Origin of the sequence: Amycolatopsis alba DSM 44262 (genome assembly GCF_000384215.1) — a bacterium.
GTDB classification, from domain to species: Bacteria; Actinomycetota; Actinomycetes; order Mycobacteriales; family Pseudonocardiaceae; genus Amycolatopsis; species Amycolatopsis alba.
On the sequence record NZ_KB913032.1, the window covers coordinates 6,105,472 to 6,121,574 of the forward strand.

Annotated in this window: 12 protein-coding genes; 7 read left to right on the forward strand and 5 right to left on the reverse strand. The window is 68.6% G+C overall.

Annotated elements, in window-relative coordinates; genetic code table 11:
• The first annotated feature begins 98 nt into the window (after nt 1-98).
• The 5 genes from AMYAL_RS0128665 (at nt 99) to AMYAL_RS0128685 (ending at nt 9,886) form a co-directional block, all read left to right on the forward strand.
• Nucleotides 99-3,551 carry an indolepyruvate ferredoxin oxidoreductase family protein gene (locus AMYAL_RS0128665; RefSeq protein WP_026467539.1) on the forward strand — a complete coding sequence of 1,151 codons (3,453 nt, stop codon included), beginning with the start codon at nt 99-101 and terminating at the stop codon, nt 3,549-3,551.
• Nucleotides 3,552-3,728: 177 nt separating this feature from the next.
• Nucleotides 3,729-5,360: a carboxylesterase/lipase family protein gene (locus tag AMYAL_RS0128670; protein ID WP_020634716.1), complete on the forward strand. Its 1,632-nt coding sequence runs from the start codon at nt 3,729-3,731 to the stop codon at nt 5,358-5,360.
• Nucleotides 5,361-5,491: 131 nt separating this feature from the next.
• Complete coding sequence (locus AMYAL_RS0128675) at nt 5,492-6,370, forward strand: aminoglycoside phosphotransferase family protein (protein WP_020634717.1); 879 nt, start codon at nt 5,492-5,494, stop codon at nt 6,368-6,370.
• Between the two features lie 150 nt (nt 6,371-6,520).
• Nucleotides 6,521-7,681, forward strand: a complete 1,161-nt coding sequence (locus tag AMYAL_RS0128680; protein ID WP_245193109.1) for an HAF repeat-containing protein — start codon at nt 6,521-6,523, stop codon at nt 7,679-7,681.
• Between the two features lie 159 nt (nt 7,682-7,840).
• Nucleotides 7,841-9,886, forward strand: a complete 2,046-nt coding sequence (locus AMYAL_RS0128685; protein WP_020634719.1) for an MDR family MFS transporter — start codon at nt 7,841-7,843, stop codon at nt 9,884-9,886.
• Between the two features lie 8 nt (nt 9,887-9,894).
• On the opposite strand, the gene AMYAL_RS0128690 is transcribed toward AMYAL_RS0128685, so the two are convergent.
• From AMYAL_RS0128690 to AMYAL_RS0128710, 5 genes are all read right to left on the reverse strand, one after another.
• Nucleotides 9,895-10,395, reverse strand: a complete 501-nt coding sequence (locus AMYAL_RS0128690) for a tetratricopeptide repeat protein (protein WP_020634720.1) — start codon at nt 10,393-10,395, stop codon at nt 9,895-9,897.
• 66 nt (nt 10,396-10,461) lie between these two features.
• Nucleotides 10,462-11,145, reverse strand: coding sequence for a GOLPH3/VPS74 family protein (locus tag AMYAL_RS0128695; protein WP_020634721.1), 684 nt, complete (start codon nt 11,143-11,145; stop codon nt 10,462-10,464).
• A 364-nt stretch (nt 11,146-11,509) separates the two neighbouring features.
• A complete protein-coding gene (locus AMYAL_RS0128700) occupies nt 11,510-11,965 on the reverse strand; it encodes a MaoC family dehydratase (RefSeq protein ID WP_020634722.1) in 456 nt (151 codons plus the stop codon).
• Nucleotides 11,962-13,278, reverse strand: a complete 1,317-nt coding sequence (locus AMYAL_RS0128705) for an MFS transporter (protein WP_020634723.1) — start codon at nt 13,276-13,278, stop codon at nt 11,962-11,964. The genes AMYAL_RS0128700 and AMYAL_RS0128705 overlap by 4 nt, the downstream gene beginning before the upstream one ends.
• Nucleotides 13,279-13,414: 136 nt before the next feature.
• Nucleotides 13,415-14,314 carry a LysR family transcriptional regulator gene (locus AMYAL_RS0128710; RefSeq protein WP_020634724.1) on the reverse strand — a complete coding sequence of 300 codons (900 nt, stop codon included), beginning with the start codon at nt 14,312-14,314 and terminating at the stop codon, nt 13,415-13,417.
• A gap of 109 nt (nt 14,315-14,423) precedes the next feature.
• On the opposite strand from AMYAL_RS0128710, the gene AMYAL_RS0128715 reads away from it, so the two are divergent.
• A complete protein-coding gene (locus AMYAL_RS0128715) occupies nt 14,424-15,335 on the forward strand; it encodes a CoA transferase subunit A (protein WP_039795826.1) in 912 nt (303 codons plus the stop codon).
• Complete coding sequence (locus AMYAL_RS0128720) at nt 15,332-16,102, forward strand: CoA-transferase subunit beta (protein WP_020634726.1); 771 nt, start codon at nt 15,332-15,334, stop codon at nt 16,100-16,102. Before AMYAL_RS0128715 ends, AMYAL_RS0128720 begins: the two co-directional genes overlap by 4 nt.
• Nucleotide 16,103 lies beyond the last annotated feature (1 nt).

Below are 16,103 nucleotides of genomic sequence, written 5' to 3' on the forward strand. Positions count from 1 at the left end.
TGCGCGATCGAGAGCAATAGACTGCCGCTTGTTGCGGCCGCCTGGCGAGGTCGGGTCTTCTGTCGTGACGTCGCGGGGTGCCGAAGGAGGCAGGTCTGGTGGAGCAGTTCACATTGGAGGACCGGTATCTGCGGGAGGACGGCACCGTCTACCTCAGCGGTGTCCAGGCCCTGGTCCGGATGCTGTTCGACCGGGTGCGGCACGATCGCGCCGCCGGGGCGTCACCCGCCGTGTTCGTCTCGGGCTACGAGGGATCCCCGCTGGCCGGGTACGACCTCGAACTCGGCCGTCGTTCCGTCCTGCTCGATAAGCACGACGTCGTGCACCGCCCCGGCCTGAACGAAGAACTCGCCGCGACGGCGGTGATGGGCAGCCAGCTCACCGCGTCGGTCGGCTCTTCACCCGGCGGGGTCACCGGCTTCTGGTACGGCAAGGCACCGGGCCTGGACCGGGCGACGGACGCCCTGCGGCACGCCAATCTCGCGGGTACCGATCCGGCGGGTGGCGCGGTCGCGCTGGTCGGCGACGATCCGAACGCCAAATCGTCGTCGGTGCCCTGCGCTTCCGAACTCGCGCTCGCTGACCTGTCCATGCCGGTGTTCTTCCCGTCCGATTCCCAGGACGTACTGGACTTCGGGCTGCACGCCGTCGAGCTGTCCAGGGCGAGCGGGCTGTGGTCGTCGATGAAACTCGTGGCGAACGTGGCCGACGCCGCGAGCACCGCCCACGTCCGGCCGCGGTGGACGGCGCCGGAGCTGGCCAAGGGTTTCACGCCCTACCGGCACAAGCCCAGCTCCCGGCTGCTCGGGACCACGTTGATGGCGCTCGAACGCAGCCTGTACACCGAACGCCTGCCGCTGGCCGTCGAGTACGTGCGGGCGAGCGGGGTCAACCGGATCGTCCAGGAAGGACCTTCGGACCGCATCGGCATCGTCACCGCCGGAAAGTCCTATTTGGACCTGATGCAGGCGCTGCGACTGCTCGGCCTGGACGCGGAAGCGTTGTCCCGGCACGGGATCCGGATCCTCAAACTCGGCGTCATCCACCCGCTCGAACCGTCGATCGTCCGCCGGTTCGCCGACGGGCTGAGCGAGATCGTCGTGGTGGAGGAGAAGCGTTCCTTCGTCGAGTCGGCGGTCAAGGAGGTGCTTTACGGCACCGCCGGGGCACCCGCCGTGTACGGCAAGACCGGCCCCGACGGCCGCAGCCTGTGCACCGAACTCGGCGAACTCGACCCGGACGTCGTCGCCAGGGTGCTGGCCGGACGGCTGAGCGACCACCACGAAATCCCGTCGGTGACCGCGTGGCGGCAGCAACGCCGCCGCGAGCGCATCTCGATCCCGTTGCTGACCAGGACGCCGTACTTCTGCTCCGGCTGCCCGCACAACTCCTCGACCAAAGTGCCCGAGGGCACTGTCGTGGGTGGCGGCATCGGCTGTCACGCCATGGCGCTGTTCATGGAACCGGAACAGGTCGGGGACGTGGTCGGCCTGACCCAGATGGGTGGCGAGGGCGCGCAGTGGCTCGGGATGGAGCCGTTCGTCGAGGCCTCGCATTTCGTGCAGAACATCGGTGACGGCACGTTCACCCACTCCGGCAGCCTCGCGGTGCGGGCCGCGGTGGCCGCCGGGGTGAACATCACCTACAAGATCCTCTACAACGCGACGGTCGCGATGACCGGGGGACAGGACGCCGTCGGCGGGCTTTCGGTGGAGCGCCTGGCGTCGCTGCTCCTGGTCGAAGGCGTCGCCAAGGTGGTCATCACCAGTGACGAGCCGAAACGGTTCCGCGGCGTCAGCCTGCCTGACGGCGTCGAGGTCCGGCATCGCGACGAACTGCTGAGCACACAAGAGGAACTGGCCGGTATTTCCGGCGTGACCGTGCTCATCCACGACCAGGAATGCGCCGCGGAGAAGCGCCGCAAACGACGTCGCGGGAAGCTGGAAACCCCCGCCGCCAAGGTCGTAATCAACGAGCGTGTGTGCGAGGGCTGCGGTGACTGCGGCGAGAAGTCGAACTGCCTGTCGGTGCAGCCGGTCAGCACCGAATTCGGCCGCAAGACCGCGATCCACCAGTCATCGTGCAATGTGGACTATTCGTGCCTGGCGGGGGATTGCCCCTCGTTCATGACGGTGCTGCCCACCGGGCGGAAGCACCGGCGGCGGGCAGGCGAAATCACCGCGGCCGAACTGCCCGAGCCCGAGACCACCGGAACCGACTTCACCGTGCGGATCACCGGGGTCGGCGGGACCGGCGTGGTCACCGTCGCGCAGATCCTCGCCACCGCCGCCGTGATCGAGGGCAGGCAGGTCCGGACGCTGGATCAGACCGGGCTCGCGCAGAAGGGCGGCGCCGTCGTCTCGGATCTGAAGATCACCGCCGAGCCGACGCCGCAGGCCCCGAAGCTCGCGGCCGGGGAATGCGACCTCTACCTGGCCTGTGACGTCCTCGTCGGCGCGGATCCGGCCCATCTGACGGTGGCGGACCCCGGCCGGACCACTGCCGTCGTCTCCACGACCGAGGTGCCGACCGGCCGGATGGTCGTCGACACCACCGTGTCCTTCCCCGACGCCGCCGCCGTACGGGGCGCGATCTCGGAGAATTCGGCGCGAACGGTGGCGCTCGACGCGCGGGCACTGGCGGAAACCCTGTTCGACGACGACCAGTTCGCCAACATCCTCCAGCTCGGCGCGGCGCACCAGACCGGGGCCATCCCGCTGGACGCGGCCAGCCTGGAACGCGCGATCGAACTCAACGGGGTCGCCGTCGCGGGCAACCTCCAGGCCTTCCGCCGCGGCAGGCAACTCGTCGCCGACCCCGACGCGCTGCACGCGGCGGTCGCCCCGCCCGTCGTCGCCGCGACCCCCGCCCCGTCGGCGGCAGCCCTCCGCGCCCGCGCGCTCGTGCACGCCGAGCCGGGCTCGGAACTCGCGCGCTTGCTGGACATCCGCGTCCCCGAACTCGTCCGGTACCAGGATGTCCGCTATGCGCGGCAGTACGCCGAGTTCGTCGAACGTGTCCGGGTCCTGGAAGACGGCTCGACGGCCGTCACCGAAGCGGTGGCGCGCAACCTGCATAAACTGATGGCCTACAAGGACGAATACGAGGTCGCGCGGCTTTCGCTCGATCCCGCCGTGCTCGCGGGGATCGAGGCGGAATTCGGCGTAGGCAGCCGCTACGCCTACCGCCTGCACCCGCCCGTCCTCCGCGCGCTCGGGATGAAGCGGAAGATCGCGCTGGGGCCGAAGTTCCGCCCGGTGTTCGTCGCGCTGCGTGCCGCGCGGAAACTTCGCGGCACGCGCTGGGACCCGTTCGGCAAGGCACACGTCCGGCAGGTGGAGCGGGAACTCGTCACCCAGTACCGGGAAACGATGCTCACCGCTTTCGGCACCGAGGCCGCCGATCGTGGCAGGCTGCTGGCGCTGGCCGAGCTGCCCGACCTGGTCCGCGGCTATGAGGACGTCAAACTGGCGAATGTCGAGGCTTATCGCCGGGAACAGTCCGCGCTCCTCGCCGATCTCGGGTCCGGGAAAATCCGAATCAAATCCTGACCGGTGAATTCCGTCGTTTTCGCGGTCTTCATTTCCGTATTCCTTTCCGGCTGAAATCCGGACCCCGGCGAAGACCATCTTGGCCGTGGTTATGACAATTCCTGGGCGGCCGAATGGAGGTTGTGCCTTCCTCGGCGGTGGCAAGACTGGAGATCATTGCCACCGCGAGGAGGACGGATGAGATTCGACCGAAAGGTGGTCGCCGCCGTGGCGGCCACCGTGCTGATCGCGACGCCGTTGACCGGTTCGGTGTCCATGGCAGGCGAGCTGACCAGGGGAGATCCACCCGCGCCTGTCTGCTCGCCGGGCACGACGGTGAAGACCGACGACGGTCCGGTATGCGGTGTGACGACCGCCGGGGTCACATCGTGGCAGGGGATCCGTTACGGCGCACCGCCGACCGGGGAGCTGCGCTGGAAGGCGCCGAGACGGCCCGCCCCGTGGACCGAGCCTTTCGCCGCGACCACCGAGGGCAACCAGTGCCCGCAACCGCCGAGCTTGGGGCCTGGCTCGGACAACGAAGACTGCCTCAACCTCACCGTCCGCGCGCCCGCCAAACTGGGGCCAGGGCCGCTCGCGGTGATGGTGCAGATCCACGGAGGCGGCTTCCTGCTGTTGAAGCCGCACGACGCCACCCGCCTGGTGACCGGGGGCAACGTCATCAGCGTGGAGGTCAACTACCGGCTCGGGATCTTCGGTTTCCTCGCTCACGAGGGATTCGGCGAGCACGCCGGCAACTACGGATTGCTGGACCAGCAGGCCGCGTTGCGCTGGGTGCAGCGCAACATCGCGCGGTTCGGCGGCGATCCGCGCAACGTCACGATCTACGGTGCTTCCGCCGGCGGCTCGAGCGTCTGCGCCCATACGGCGGCGCCGAGTTCGGCGGGCTTGTTCCAGCGCGGTATCGCCCAGAGCGGCGAGTACAACTCGCTGCTCGGCGCGGACACCGTCTGGCAGGCGCAGGATTGCAAGGCGAAGCTGCCCACCGAGGAACAGGCGCAGCGCACCGGGGCGAAGTTCGCCGCCGCTCTCGGCTGCGGCGTCGCCGCCGAAGCGGCGGCGTGTCTGCGCAAGGTTCCGGCGGCGGCCGTCCTCAAACAGGCGGGCCAGGGAAGAGAGCCCGACAACGGCACGGTGGCGCCGATCGTGGACGGGAAGTTCCTGCCGATGTCACCGGGGGAGGCCTTCGTCACCGGGCACGTCAACGACGTCGCGCTGATCCACGGCGTGGACCGCGACGAGACCCAATTGCCCTCCGCGACGACTCCGGCCGACTACGAAAACCTGGTGCGCCAGCAATACGGCGAGCACGCGACCGAGGTCCGCGGTACTTATCCGCTGAAGCGGTTCCCGACGCCCGCGCCGTTCATCGCCTACCGGACCATCGTGGCCGATTCCAATTCGGTCTGTCCCTCGATACTCAACAGTGAGCGGCTGGCCCGGCACATCCCGGTGTTCGCCTATCAATTCGACGACACCGACGCTCCGCCGCAGTTCTTCCTCGACCCCACCAAACCGAACGGCGCCTACCATATCGCCGAAATGATGCTGCTGCTCCCCGGCGACGCCAAGCTCACCCCCAATCAGCAGGTCCTTTCGGACCAATTGCTCGCGCAGTGGACGGGATTCGCCCGCACCGGTAATCCGACCGTGGACGGCACGCCCCGCTGGGATCCTTACACCGAGGATGATCCCGTCGTCATGGCGCTCAACGCCGCGGGCGACAGCCAGCTCACCACCGAGATTCCCAAGCAGCACCACTGCGAAAAGCTCTGGGACCCGCTGACGCCGTTCAACGAGCGTCGCTAGCTCGCCGGTCGGGTCGAAAAGAACTTGCGCGAGCGGGAGGAGCTGTCACGCTCGACGGACTGACCGCGTCGAACCGACCGGCCGTCCGAGTGAGGATCCCGTCTTTGAGCACTACGCCCGATCTCGGTCCCATGCCCCGGCGCGTCACCGTGGACGTGGCGCAGGTACGCCGGTTGATCGCCGAGCAGTTTCCGCGGTGGGACGGCCTTCCGGTCCGGCCCGTGGCCGATGGCGGCTGGGACAACGTCACCTTCCGGCTCGGCGACGGGATGGTGGTGCGGCTGCCGAGCGCGTCCGAGTACGCCCTCGCCGTCGACAAGGAACAGCACTGGCTGCCGGTGCTCGCCCCGCGACTGCCGCTCCCCATCCCGGTCCCGCTGGCGAAGGGGCGTCCCGGCGCGGACTACCCCTTCCCGTGGTCGATCTACCCCTGGCTCCAGGGCGAACCGGCGAGCGCGGACCGCATCGCCGACCCGGTCCGCTTCGCCCTCGAGCTGGCCGGGTTCCTCGCGGCCCTGCAAGGCGTCGATACCGCGGACGGTCCTCAGCCGGGCAAGCACAACTGGTTCCGGGGCGCCACCCTGCGCACCTACGACGCGACGGCCCGACGCGCGCTGACGACCTTGGAAGGCCACGTCGACGTCGACTCGGCGCGCGAGATCTGGCAGACCGCGTTGGACACGCCATGGGACCGGAGAGACCGCTGGTTCCACGGCGACATGGCGCCGGGGAACCTCCTGCTCGACGGCGGGGAGCTGGCGGCGGTCATCGACTTCGGGACCTGCGGTGTCGGCGACCTGTCGTGCGACATGGCCATCGCCTGGACGCTGCTGACCGCCGACGGCAGGCAGGCGTTCCGCGAGCGGCTGTCCGTCGACGAGGCGACCTGGGCACGCGGACGTGGCTGGGCACTGTGGAAGGTGCTGGTCGCCTGTGCTCAGACCGTCGGTCGGTCCGATGAGGAATCCGCGAACGCACGCCGTGTCCTTTACGGAATCCTTTCCGGATAAGCGATCCTTCGCCGCTGAGGGCAAAAATACCGCCCTTCGGCTGTTCGTGTGGAATGTGATCGCGGCAGAAACCATTTCCGAAGCGAGTGCCTTACGGTCGCACCGGGGGCTGCACATCGCACGCAACCGGATCGGGAATGGGGAGTCGTCATGATGAGGAATCGTGTGTCCACGGGACGAAGACGGGCGTTGTCGTTGGCGGCGGCGGTGGTGGTGGCCACCGGCGTGATGACGGGGACGGCGCGAGCCACCCCGATCGGGCCGGTGGATCTGGGCACGCTGCCGGGCGACGACGAAAGTACGGTCCTGGCGGTCAACGAGGCCGGCGTGATGGTGGGGTTGTCGCAGGCGGGCACGAACCCGAGGCGCGATCATCCGGTTCGCTGGGACGCCAACGGCCAGATCACCGCACTGCCCACGCCGGGCGGCACCGAGGGTCAGGTGCGCGACATCAACGGCAACGGGGTTTCCGCCGGTTACGTGCTGACCGCGGGCACCGCCGTGCCTGCCCGGTGGGACGCCGCGGGTCAGGCGACGTTGCTCCAGCTTCCGGCCGGCTACCACAACGCTCTCGCGTGGGCGATCAGCGACACGAACGTCGTCGTCGGGAGCTGGTCGACACCGGACAACCAGTACCACGGCTTCCGCTGGAACCCGGACGGCACGGTCGCCGATCTGGGCGCCCTGCCCGGCGAGACCTGGAGTATGGCCGAGGACATCTCCGCCGATGGCTCCATCATCGCGGGCGGCGCCTTCCGCACCGGCGCGAACCAGTCCGCGCGATGGGTGAACGGCGGGCCGATCACCGAGCTGGCGCCGCTGGCCCAGAGCAGCGGGGCGCATGTGATCAACAACAGCGGCGTGATCGCCGGGACCGTGCGTGACACCAGCAGCGGGCCCACCATCCCGGCGAGGTGGGACCAGGCAGGCGTGCGGCACCCGATGGATTGGCCGAGTCCCCACACGGTCTGGGTCTACGGCATCGGCTCCACCGGCTACGTGGTCGGCTCCGGCTACCTCAATCCGCCCAAGCGGTCGGCCGTGCTCTGGGACCTCGACGGTCACGTCACAGCCTTGTCCGACGACGGCAAGGGCGCCGACGCCGAATCGGTCAACGCGGACGGCACCGTGGCGGGCACCTTCCAGAGCCAGGCGACGGTCTGGTTCCGGAGCGGGGAACGCAGGCAACTCGGCAAGCTGCCCGGCGGCACCCGCAGCCAGGCCTACCGGATCACCGACGGCGGCCGTGTCGCCGGAACCGCCTCCACCGCCTCCGGCAAGAGCCACGCGGTGTACTGGACGCTCGGCTAGCCCGGTCACAGGTCCGTGAAGGCCTCCTTGAGGGACTCAGAGTCCCTCAAGGAGGCCTTCACGGACCAGCGCAGTTCGGACCACCGGATCGGGTGATCATCGAAGTGCGCCGCACCCGGAGCCTGTCTTACGTTGTGTGCCTGACGTGAGGGAGACTCGATGACCACGACCGCCGAGGTCAGCAGGCCTGACGTCGCCCCACCGGTGCTGAGCCGCAAACGCCGGAACGCGGTGTTCGCGGCGGTCATGCTCGGCATGCTGCTCGCCGCGCTGGACCAGACGATCGTGGGCACCGCGCTGCCGACGATCGTCGGGGATCTCGGCGGGGCCGGGCATCTGTCGTGGGTGATCACCTCGTACCTGCTCGCCGAGACGATCATGACCGTTGTCGTGGGGAAGCTCGGCGACCTGTTCGGCCGCAAGCTCATGTTCCAGCTGTCGGTGATCGTGTTCACGGTGGGCTCGTTCTTCTGCGGGTTCGCCGACGACATGATCTGGCTCATCGTGGCCCGCGCGGTGCAGGGGCTCGGCGCGGGCGGCCTGATGGTCACCGCGACCGCGCTCGTGGCCGACGTCGTCCCCTTGCGGGAGCGGGGCAAGTACCAGGGGATACTCGGGTCGGTCTTCGGCGTCGTCACGGTGCTCGGCCCGATGCTGGGCGGGCTGTTCGTGGACCACCTGTCGTGGCGCTGGGCCTTCTACGTCAACGTCCCGATCGCGGTCCTCGTGCTGATCGTGGCAGCGAGCGCGATGCCGAGCGTGAAGGCCGCCGCGAAGCCGGTGATCGACTATCTCGGCATCCTGCTCATCGGGCTCGCCGCGACCGGGCTGACCCTGGTCACCAGCTGGGGCGGCACGCAGTACGCGTGGGATTCGCCGACGATCATCGGGATGTCGATCGGCTCGGTGATCCTGCTGGTGCTGTTCGTCTTCGCGGAGAAGCGTGCGAAGGAACCGACGCTGCCGATGCGGCTGTTCCGGAATCCCGTGTTCACCGTTTCGGCGATCCTGAGCTTCGTCGTCGGCTTCGCGATGCTCGGCGCGCTTTCTTACCTGCCGACGTATCTGCAATACGTGCACGGCATCTCGGCGACCAGCTCGGGGGTGCGGATGCTGCCGATGGTGCTCGCGCTGCTGGTGGCCGGTGTGTTCGCGGGCAACGTGGTCGGCAGGACGGGGCGGTACAAGATCTTCCCGATCGCCGGCGGGGTCGGGCTGACCCTCGGCCTGTACCTGCTCTCGCGCCTGACCCCGACGAGCGGGTTCTGGGAGATGTCCCTCTACTTCGCCGTCCTCGGCCTGGGAATCGGCTTGAGCATGCAGGTCCTGGTCATCATCGTGCAGAACACCGCCGACTACCGCGATCTCGGGGTGGCGACCTCCGGCGTGACCTTCCTCCGGTCCTTGGGTTCTTCCTTCGGCGCGGCCATCTTCGGCACGATCTACGCCAACCAGCTGGCGCCGAACATGGCCGCGGCGGGCGCGGAACATCCGCTGCCGCCCGGAATCGACCCCAGAGCCGTGCAGGTCCCCAACGCGCTCCACGCCTTGCCGGATTCCGTTTCGGCGCCGTATGTCCAGGCGTACAGCGATTCCTTGCACACCGTGTTCCTCTACGCGGCACCGGTCGGGCTCGTGGCGTTGGTACTGGCCTTCTTCCTCAAGGAGGTTCCGCTGCGGGACACCTCGCGAGCGGCCGCGCCGGATCTCGGTGAGGGCTTCGCGATGCCGGAATCGGGCAACGGCGACCAAGACCTCGAGCGCGCTGTCGGCCGGTTGCTGGCACGCGACGGAAAAGCGGCCTCCGCGGGGATCCTCGCGAAGTCCGGTTGCGAACTCGACACCGGTGGACTGTGGTGTCTGGGCCAGGTCCGGCTACGGGAACGGCGGGACAAACCCACCTCCCTGAAGGTGATCGGCGATCGCTACGGAATCCCGCCCGAGGTTTTCGAAGCCGCCTTCGCACGCCTGGAGTTCACCGGGCACTTGGCCTTCAAGTCCGGCGAATGGGCCACCACGGAGACCGGACGCGCCGAACTCGAAAAGCTCATCCGGGCGTGGAAGGCCTGGCTGGCCGAGCGGCTCAAGGACTGGGGCCTGGAAGGACACGACGAACTCGACGCGGCACTCGGCCGGGTCGCGAACCGCATCCTGGACCAGGCGGCCGAGGACCAGCCCAGCGGGAAACACGCGGCGGCCGTCTGACCTTTCCCTTACCTCTCGAGTGTTTCCAGGCTTTGGCGGCAGCTGATGGTGATCGGGTGGCGCGCGCCGAGGACTTCGCCGCAGACCGCCAGGGTGGAGCGTTGTTCCTGCTCGGCGGCTTCGCGCCGGCCGAGGTGGTAGAGCAGGACGCCGTGGTTCACGCGGCGGCCGAGGGTGACCGGATCGTGCTCGCCGAGAGCGGCCACCGAGGCCTCGACCAACCCGCGTTGTTCGTCGACGGCTTCGCGAGCGTTGCCGGAGTCGAGCAGGAGATAGGCCAGCAGGCTTTGGCTGAACAGGGTTTCCGTGTCGGTCGAACCGAGAGCGCGGGCGCAGTCGTCTTTGGCGGCGCGTAGCTCACGTTCGGCCTCCTCCAGCCTGCCTGCTCGGTGCAGGGCGAAACCGAGCAGATTCCTGGCTTTCAGCGTCTCCCGGTGATCCGCGCCGAACCGGCTCGCGGCGTCTGCGACGGCTGTCCGGCGGGCTGGGATCGAAACGCCTTCCGACATGCTGCCTCCCCTGGTGGTGAACGACCCTCTTGGCCCGAGGGTACGCGCGTCGACCCGGCCTTCCGGCTACGTCGTGGTGGTGGCGACGGTGACCGCCACGGCGGCGGTGGACGCCGCGATTCCCGCGGCGGTACGGATCACGGCGGTGTTGACGGCCGAGGCACCCCAGTTGCCGTTCTCGATCTCCTTCGCGCGCTTGTAGACCTTCGCCGACCACGCGAGGGCGGGCCGGAGGGAGGGCAGGGCGCCGCTCGCGGAGAGCAGGGCGGTCACCGCCGCGGTGTGCGGGTCGGGAGTCTTGTCCTCCAGCAGCACGGCACGGATCTCCTCCCGGAGCGCCGTCTCACGCCGCGTGTCGGCCGCGGGCAGTCTCGTCACGGGGAACAGGCCGAGCACCCGCTTCTTTTCACGGCGGATGAGGCCGCGCTCGATCAGCCTGTCGGTCACCGTCTTCCACAGGTCGCCGCCGATCGCGAGCAGCAGTGGTTGCACGCGCCGGGGTTTCTCGGCGATCTGGTCGTACGCGGCCTGCAACAGCGGGTCGGGCAGCGGGCCGTCTCCCGCCGCGATGATTTCGGGACCGTTCAACGCCGAGCCCTTCCCTGTCTCGACCCTGCCGAGCAGGGCGAGTTCGGTGAGCACGGCGCCGCCGAGGGTGTAGGGCAAGGTGCCCGCCGCCGCGGGGGTCCCTGTCTCGTCGTCGAGCAGCAGCAGGAGCAGATCCTCGACGATCAGCAGGTCGTTCTGCATGGTTCTCCCCGTTCTCGGCGCCGTCGACAAGAGAGTGGACGGCTTGATTTTCGTACGGGGGCGGCGGCGGGACCAGTGATACAGCGTCATACCTGGCCGATTCGCTCGAACGGCTGGTCTTACCCGCAGACGCGATCGGTCTTCGGACGCTCGCCCGTGGTCAGGAACGCTTGTCCTCGTGCAGCGCCTCGCGGATCCGGTCCATGTCGCGTGCGCCACGAGACTCCGGTTCAACCGGCTGCGGAACTCGCGTGATTGGAGACGGATCTCGTGTGTCCAGACACCGCACACCCGAGATCGCCGTCTGATCACGTGAGTTCCGCCTTCAATCACGTGAGTGCGGAGTCTGATCACGCGAGTCACGTCACGCGTAGTAGCGCGTCACGGATTCCGCGGTACAGGCCGGTTTGGCGGACCCTTCGAGTTCGAAGGTGAAGGTACGCACCATCTGTACGCCGTCCCGCGGCACGGCCGTCACCTCCAGCACGGACGCGTGCAGGCGCACCCGGCCGCCGACCGGGACCGGCGCGGGGAACCGGACCTTGTTGAGCCCGTAGTTCAGCGCCATACCGACGCCGGTGACGCTCAGCAGTTCGGCGAACATCGGGATGCCCCAGCTGAGCGTCATATAGCCGTGGGCGATCGTGCCGCCGAACGGCCCGGCCGCGGCGCGCACCGGGTCGGTGTGGATCCACTGGTGATCGCCGGAGACTTCGGCGAAAGTGTCGATGAGGTCCTGTGTCACCGTTCGCCAGGCCGAAGTGCCGAGATCGTGTCCTGCCAAGGCTTGGAGCTCTTCGATGCCGTTCGCGGTGATCATCGGGTCACCGCCGCGGCGGCGGGCGCGGTCTCTTCGGCGCGCTCGTCATAGCTGGGCCGCTTCAGCAGCGCCAGCATGCAGCCCATGGTCAGCAGGACCTGGAACACAGCGAACGCGATCACGGCGGTGATCGAACCGGTGACGTTGAGCAGGAACTGGCCCACGATCGGTGTCGTGCCGCCGAGCAGCGTGCCGCAAAGCTGGTAGCACAGCGAGATCCCGGTGTAGCGGACGTGCGCGGGGAACCGGCTGGCCAGCATGCCCGCGAGCGCGGCGTAGTAGAGGCAGTGCGGAACGGTGGCGACCACGACGCCGACCATCGCCGAGGCGTAGTCCCCGGTGCTGATCAGCAGGAACATCAGCGGCATCAGCACGAGTTCGGGCAGCAGCATCATCGACACCGCGCGCCGCCAGCTGGTCATCTTCGTGACGATCACCGCGCCCCACGGCTGCACCAGGATCTGGGTGATGTTGGCGACCAGGATGATGGTGAGGAAGGAACTGCGGCTGAAGCCGATGTCCGACGTCGCCCACGAAAGCGCGAAGGTGGACTTGAAGTAGGTGGCGGACAGGCCGATGGTGCAGGCGCCGATGCCGAGCACGATGAGCATCGGGTGGTTGCGGAGCACCTCGGTGAGCGGCAGCTTGGCGACCTTCTTGGCCTCGATCAGCCCCGCCATGGCCGGGGATTCGGTGACCTTCAGGCGGATGAACAGCCCGACCACGACCAGCAGCGCGGAGGCGAGGAACGGGACGCGCCAGCCCCAGCTGACGAACGCCGCGTCCGGCAACTGGCTGATGGCGAGGAAGCTGACCGTGCTGAGCGTGTTGCCCACCGGCGAACCCTGTTGCGCGAAGGCGCCGTAGAGGATCGACTTCCCCTTGGGCGCGTGTTCGGAGGCGATGAGTACGGAACCGCCCCATTCACCGCCGAGCCCGATGCCCTGGATCATCCGGATCACCACGAGCAGGATCGGCGCGGCGATCCCGATGGTCGCGTAGCCGGGCAGCACACCGATCAGGGTGGTCGAGACGCCCATCAGCAGCAGCGTGATGACCAGCGTCTTCTTGCGGCCGACGCGGTCGCCGATATGCCCGAAGATGATGCCGCCGAGCGGCCGGGCGAGGAAGCCGACCCAGAACGTCGCGAACGCGACCAGGGTGCCGAGCGCACCGTCGAGTTCGGGGAAGAAGACCTTGTCGAACACCAGCGCGGAAGCGGTGCCGTAGATGTAGAAATCGAACCATTCGATGGTCGAGCCGATGAACGCCCCGATTCCCGCGCGTTTCGCGGTCGCATTCGCCGCACCCATACCGTCTCCTTGGATCGCCGTTGTTCCAGGGCACGGCGGCCCCCGGCGCCAACGTCCCTGTCTGGCCGGAACCATGCCAGCCGCCACCGAGACACGTCCAATACTGAATAGGCCACTCAGTATGTGCCGCTGCGTATCAATCCCCGCTGGGCGTGGGCAGTGCCTCCTTGGCGACCGCGAGCACGGTCCGCAGCGCGGCGGACGGGTTGTCGGCGCGCCAGGCCAGCGCCGCCTGCAGCCGCATCGCCTTCCCGGCGAGGCGCCGGTAGACCAGCCCGGTCTGCTGGATGTGCTGGCAGGACGTCAGGGTCAGCGTCACGCCGACGCCCGCCGCGACCAGCGCCAGGATCGTGTACGAGTCCGGCGCCTCCTGGACCACCTTCGGGGTGAACCCGCCTTCGGTGCAGGCCTTGACGGTGGCCTCGCGAACCGTGGAACCCGCGTTCGCGGGGAAGCTGACGAACGACTCGGAGGCCAGTTCCCCGATGGGGATGCGGTCGTAGTCCGCCAGCCGGTGATCCGACGGCAGCGCGCAGATCAGCTCCTCTTCGTCGATCACCCTGGCCCGCACTCCCGGCTGCGTGACCGGCAGGCGGACGAAGCCGAGGTCCAGCGAGCCGTCCGCGACGCGGTCGAGGGCCACGTTGGCGTAGGTCTGCCCGCGCATCACCAGTTCGAGCCCCGGATGCGCGGCCCGCACCGCCCTGGTCAGCAGCGGAAGCGACTCGTGGCTCGACGCTCCGGCGAAACCGACGGTCACCCGGCCGAACTCGCCGCGGCCCGCCGCCTTCGCGGCGCGGGTGGCCAGGTCGACGTCGTCGAGCACGGTGCGCACCGGCGCGAGGAACGACTCACCCGCGCTGGTGAGACGCACCGACCGGGTGTTGCGTTCGAACAGGGCGACCCCGAGCTCGCGTTCCAGCTGGCGGATCTGCTGGCTCAGCGGCGGCTGGGCCATCTGCAGGCGCTTCGCGGCGCGGCCGAAATGCAGCTCCTCGGCCACCGCCAGGAAGGCGTTCAGATGACGGAACTCCATGTCGCACCTCGATTATTCTCAGCTCAGTATCAATCCGACCTTAATTCGGTATTGGACTCTGCACAATGCCACCTGGCACGGTGAACCCGTGACCGACAAGACCACCACGATGGCCGAGGCCATCGCCGCCTTCGTCCACGACGGCGACACCGTCGCGCTCGAAGGGTTCACGCATCTGATCCCGACCGCGGCGGGGCACGAGATCATCCGGCAGGGCCGCCGCGACCTCACCGTGGTCCGGATGACCGCGGACATCGTCGTGGACCAGATGCTCGCGGGCGGCTGCGTGCGCAAACTGGTGTCCTCGTTCGTCGGCAACTCCTCGGCGGGCTCGCTCGGGGAACTGCGGCGGCGGATCGAGCGCGCCGATCCCGAACCGCTGGAATTCGAGGAGTACAGCCACTACGGGATGATCGGCCGCTACCTGGCCGGTGCTCAGCGGCTGCCGTTCTACCCGGTGCGCTCGTACGGGGGCAGCGATCTGCCGTCGGTCAACCCCGGCCTCCGCAAGGTGCGCTCGCCCTACGACGACGGCGAGCAGGTCTACGTGGTGCCGCCGGTCAACCCGGACGTGACGATCGTCCACGCCCAGCGGGCGGACCGTTCGGGCAACACCCAGATCTGGGGCCTGACCGGCATCCAGGCCGAAGCCGTGTACGCGGCGAAGAAGGCCGTGGTGGTGGTCGAGGAGATCGTCGACGACGACGTCATCCGCCGCGATCCCAACCGCACGATCGTTCCCTCGCACGCGGTCGACGCCGTGGTGGCCTGCCCGCGCGGCGCGCACCCGTCGTTCGCACAGGGGTACTACGACCGTGACAACGCGTTCTACCGCGGCTGGTCGGCGATCAGCGCGGATCCGGCGCGCCTGCGAGCATGGCTGGCGGAGTGGGTCTTCGGCACGAAGGATCACACGGAGTACGTGGCGAAACTGGGGGAGCGGTACTGGGCGGGCCTCGCCGTCGACGACGCGCTGAGCCTGCCGGTGAACTACGGGAAGCGACGGGAGAACGCGCGATGACGTCCACAAAGGACATTACCTCGTCCGAACTGCTTTCGGTGGTGGCTTCCCGTGAACTGGCAGGGAAACGCACCGTGTTCGCCGGGATCGGCCTGCCCACCCTGGCGGCGTCACTGGCGCACCTCACGGTCGCGCCGGAACTGGAGATCGTCTACGAGTCCGGGGTCTGCGGCGCGCACCCTTCGCAGCTGCCGGAAACGATCGCCGACGCCGTCCTGATCACCGGTGCCGAAGCTGTGCTGTCGATGCCCGCGCTCTTCGGGAACGTACTGCAGGGCGGGCATATCGACGTCGGCTTCCTCGGCGCCGCGCAGATCGACCGGTGGGGGAACCTGAACTCGTCGGTGATCGGGGACTGGTCCGAACCCGCGGTGCGGCTGCCCGGCCCCGGCGGCGCGATGGAGGTGATGGCCAACTCCGGCGAGGTCTTCGTCGTGATGCGCCGCCACGATCCGAGGTCCTTTGTGGACGAGCTGGACTTCTGCACCTCACCCGGCCCTGATCGCGCGCTGGCCGACGGTATCCGTCCGCTGGGAGCGGGGGTCACCAGGGTGATCACCGAACTCGGGATCCTCGCGCGGCCGGGGGTGGGCGAGCCGCTGCGGCTGGTCGCCGTCCATCCCGGCGTGACGGCCGACCAGGTGCGCGCGGCCACCGGCTGGCCGCTGGAGGTCGCCGGAGACCTGGCCACGATCGAGCCGCCCGCGGCCGCCGAACTCCGGCGGCTGCGCGAAGAAGTCGACCCCGGTCGCGTCTACCTGCGCTGAG

What these genes read in the sequence shown, in the direction of transcription:
- AMYAL_RS0128670 (WP_020634716.1), top strand. Translation starts at nt 3,729, where the DNA reads ATGAGATTCGACCGAAAGGTGGTCGCCGCCGTGGCGGCCACCGTGCTG.
- AMYAL_RS0128675 (WP_020634717.1), top strand. Translation starts at nt 5,492, where the DNA reads ATGCCCCGGCGCGTCACCGTGGACGTGGCGCAGGTACGCCGGTTGATC.
- AMYAL_RS0128680 (WP_245193109.1), top strand. Translation starts at nt 6,521, where the DNA reads ATGATGAGGAATCGTGTGTCCACGGGACGAAGACGGGCGTTGTCGTTG.
- AMYAL_RS0128685 (WP_020634719.1), top strand. Translation starts at nt 7,841, where the DNA reads ATGACCACGACCGCCGAGGTCAGCAGGCCTGACGTCGCCCCACCGGTG.
- AMYAL_RS0128690 (WP_020634720.1), bottom strand. Translation starts at nt 10,395, where the DNA reads ATGTCGGAAGGCGTTTCGATCCCAGCCCGCCGGACAGCCGTCGCAGAC.
- AMYAL_RS0128695 (WP_020634721.1), bottom strand. Translation starts at nt 11,145, where the DNA reads ATGCAGAACGACCTGCTGATCGTCGAGGATCTGCTCCTGCTGCTGCTC.
- AMYAL_RS0128700 (WP_020634722.1), bottom strand. Translation starts at nt 11,965, where the DNA reads ATGATCACCGCGAACGGCATCGAAGAGCTCCAAGCCTTGGCAGGACAC.
- AMYAL_RS0128705 (WP_020634723.1), bottom strand. Translation starts at nt 13,278, where the DNA reads ATGGGTGCGGCGAATGCGACCGCGAAACGCGCGGGAATCGGGGCGTTC.
- AMYAL_RS0128710 (WP_020634724.1), bottom strand. Translation starts at nt 14,314, where the DNA reads ATGGAGTTCCGTCATCTGAACGCCTTCCTGGCGGTGGCCGAGGAGCTG.
- AMYAL_RS0128715 (WP_039795826.1), top strand. Translation starts at nt 14,424, where the DNA reads ATGGCCGAGGCCATCGCCGCCTTCGTCCACGACGGCGACACCGTCGCG.
- AMYAL_RS0128720 (WP_020634726.1), top strand. Translation starts at nt 15,332, where the DNA reads ATGACGTCCACAAAGGACATTACCTCGTCCGAACTGCTTTCGGTGGTG.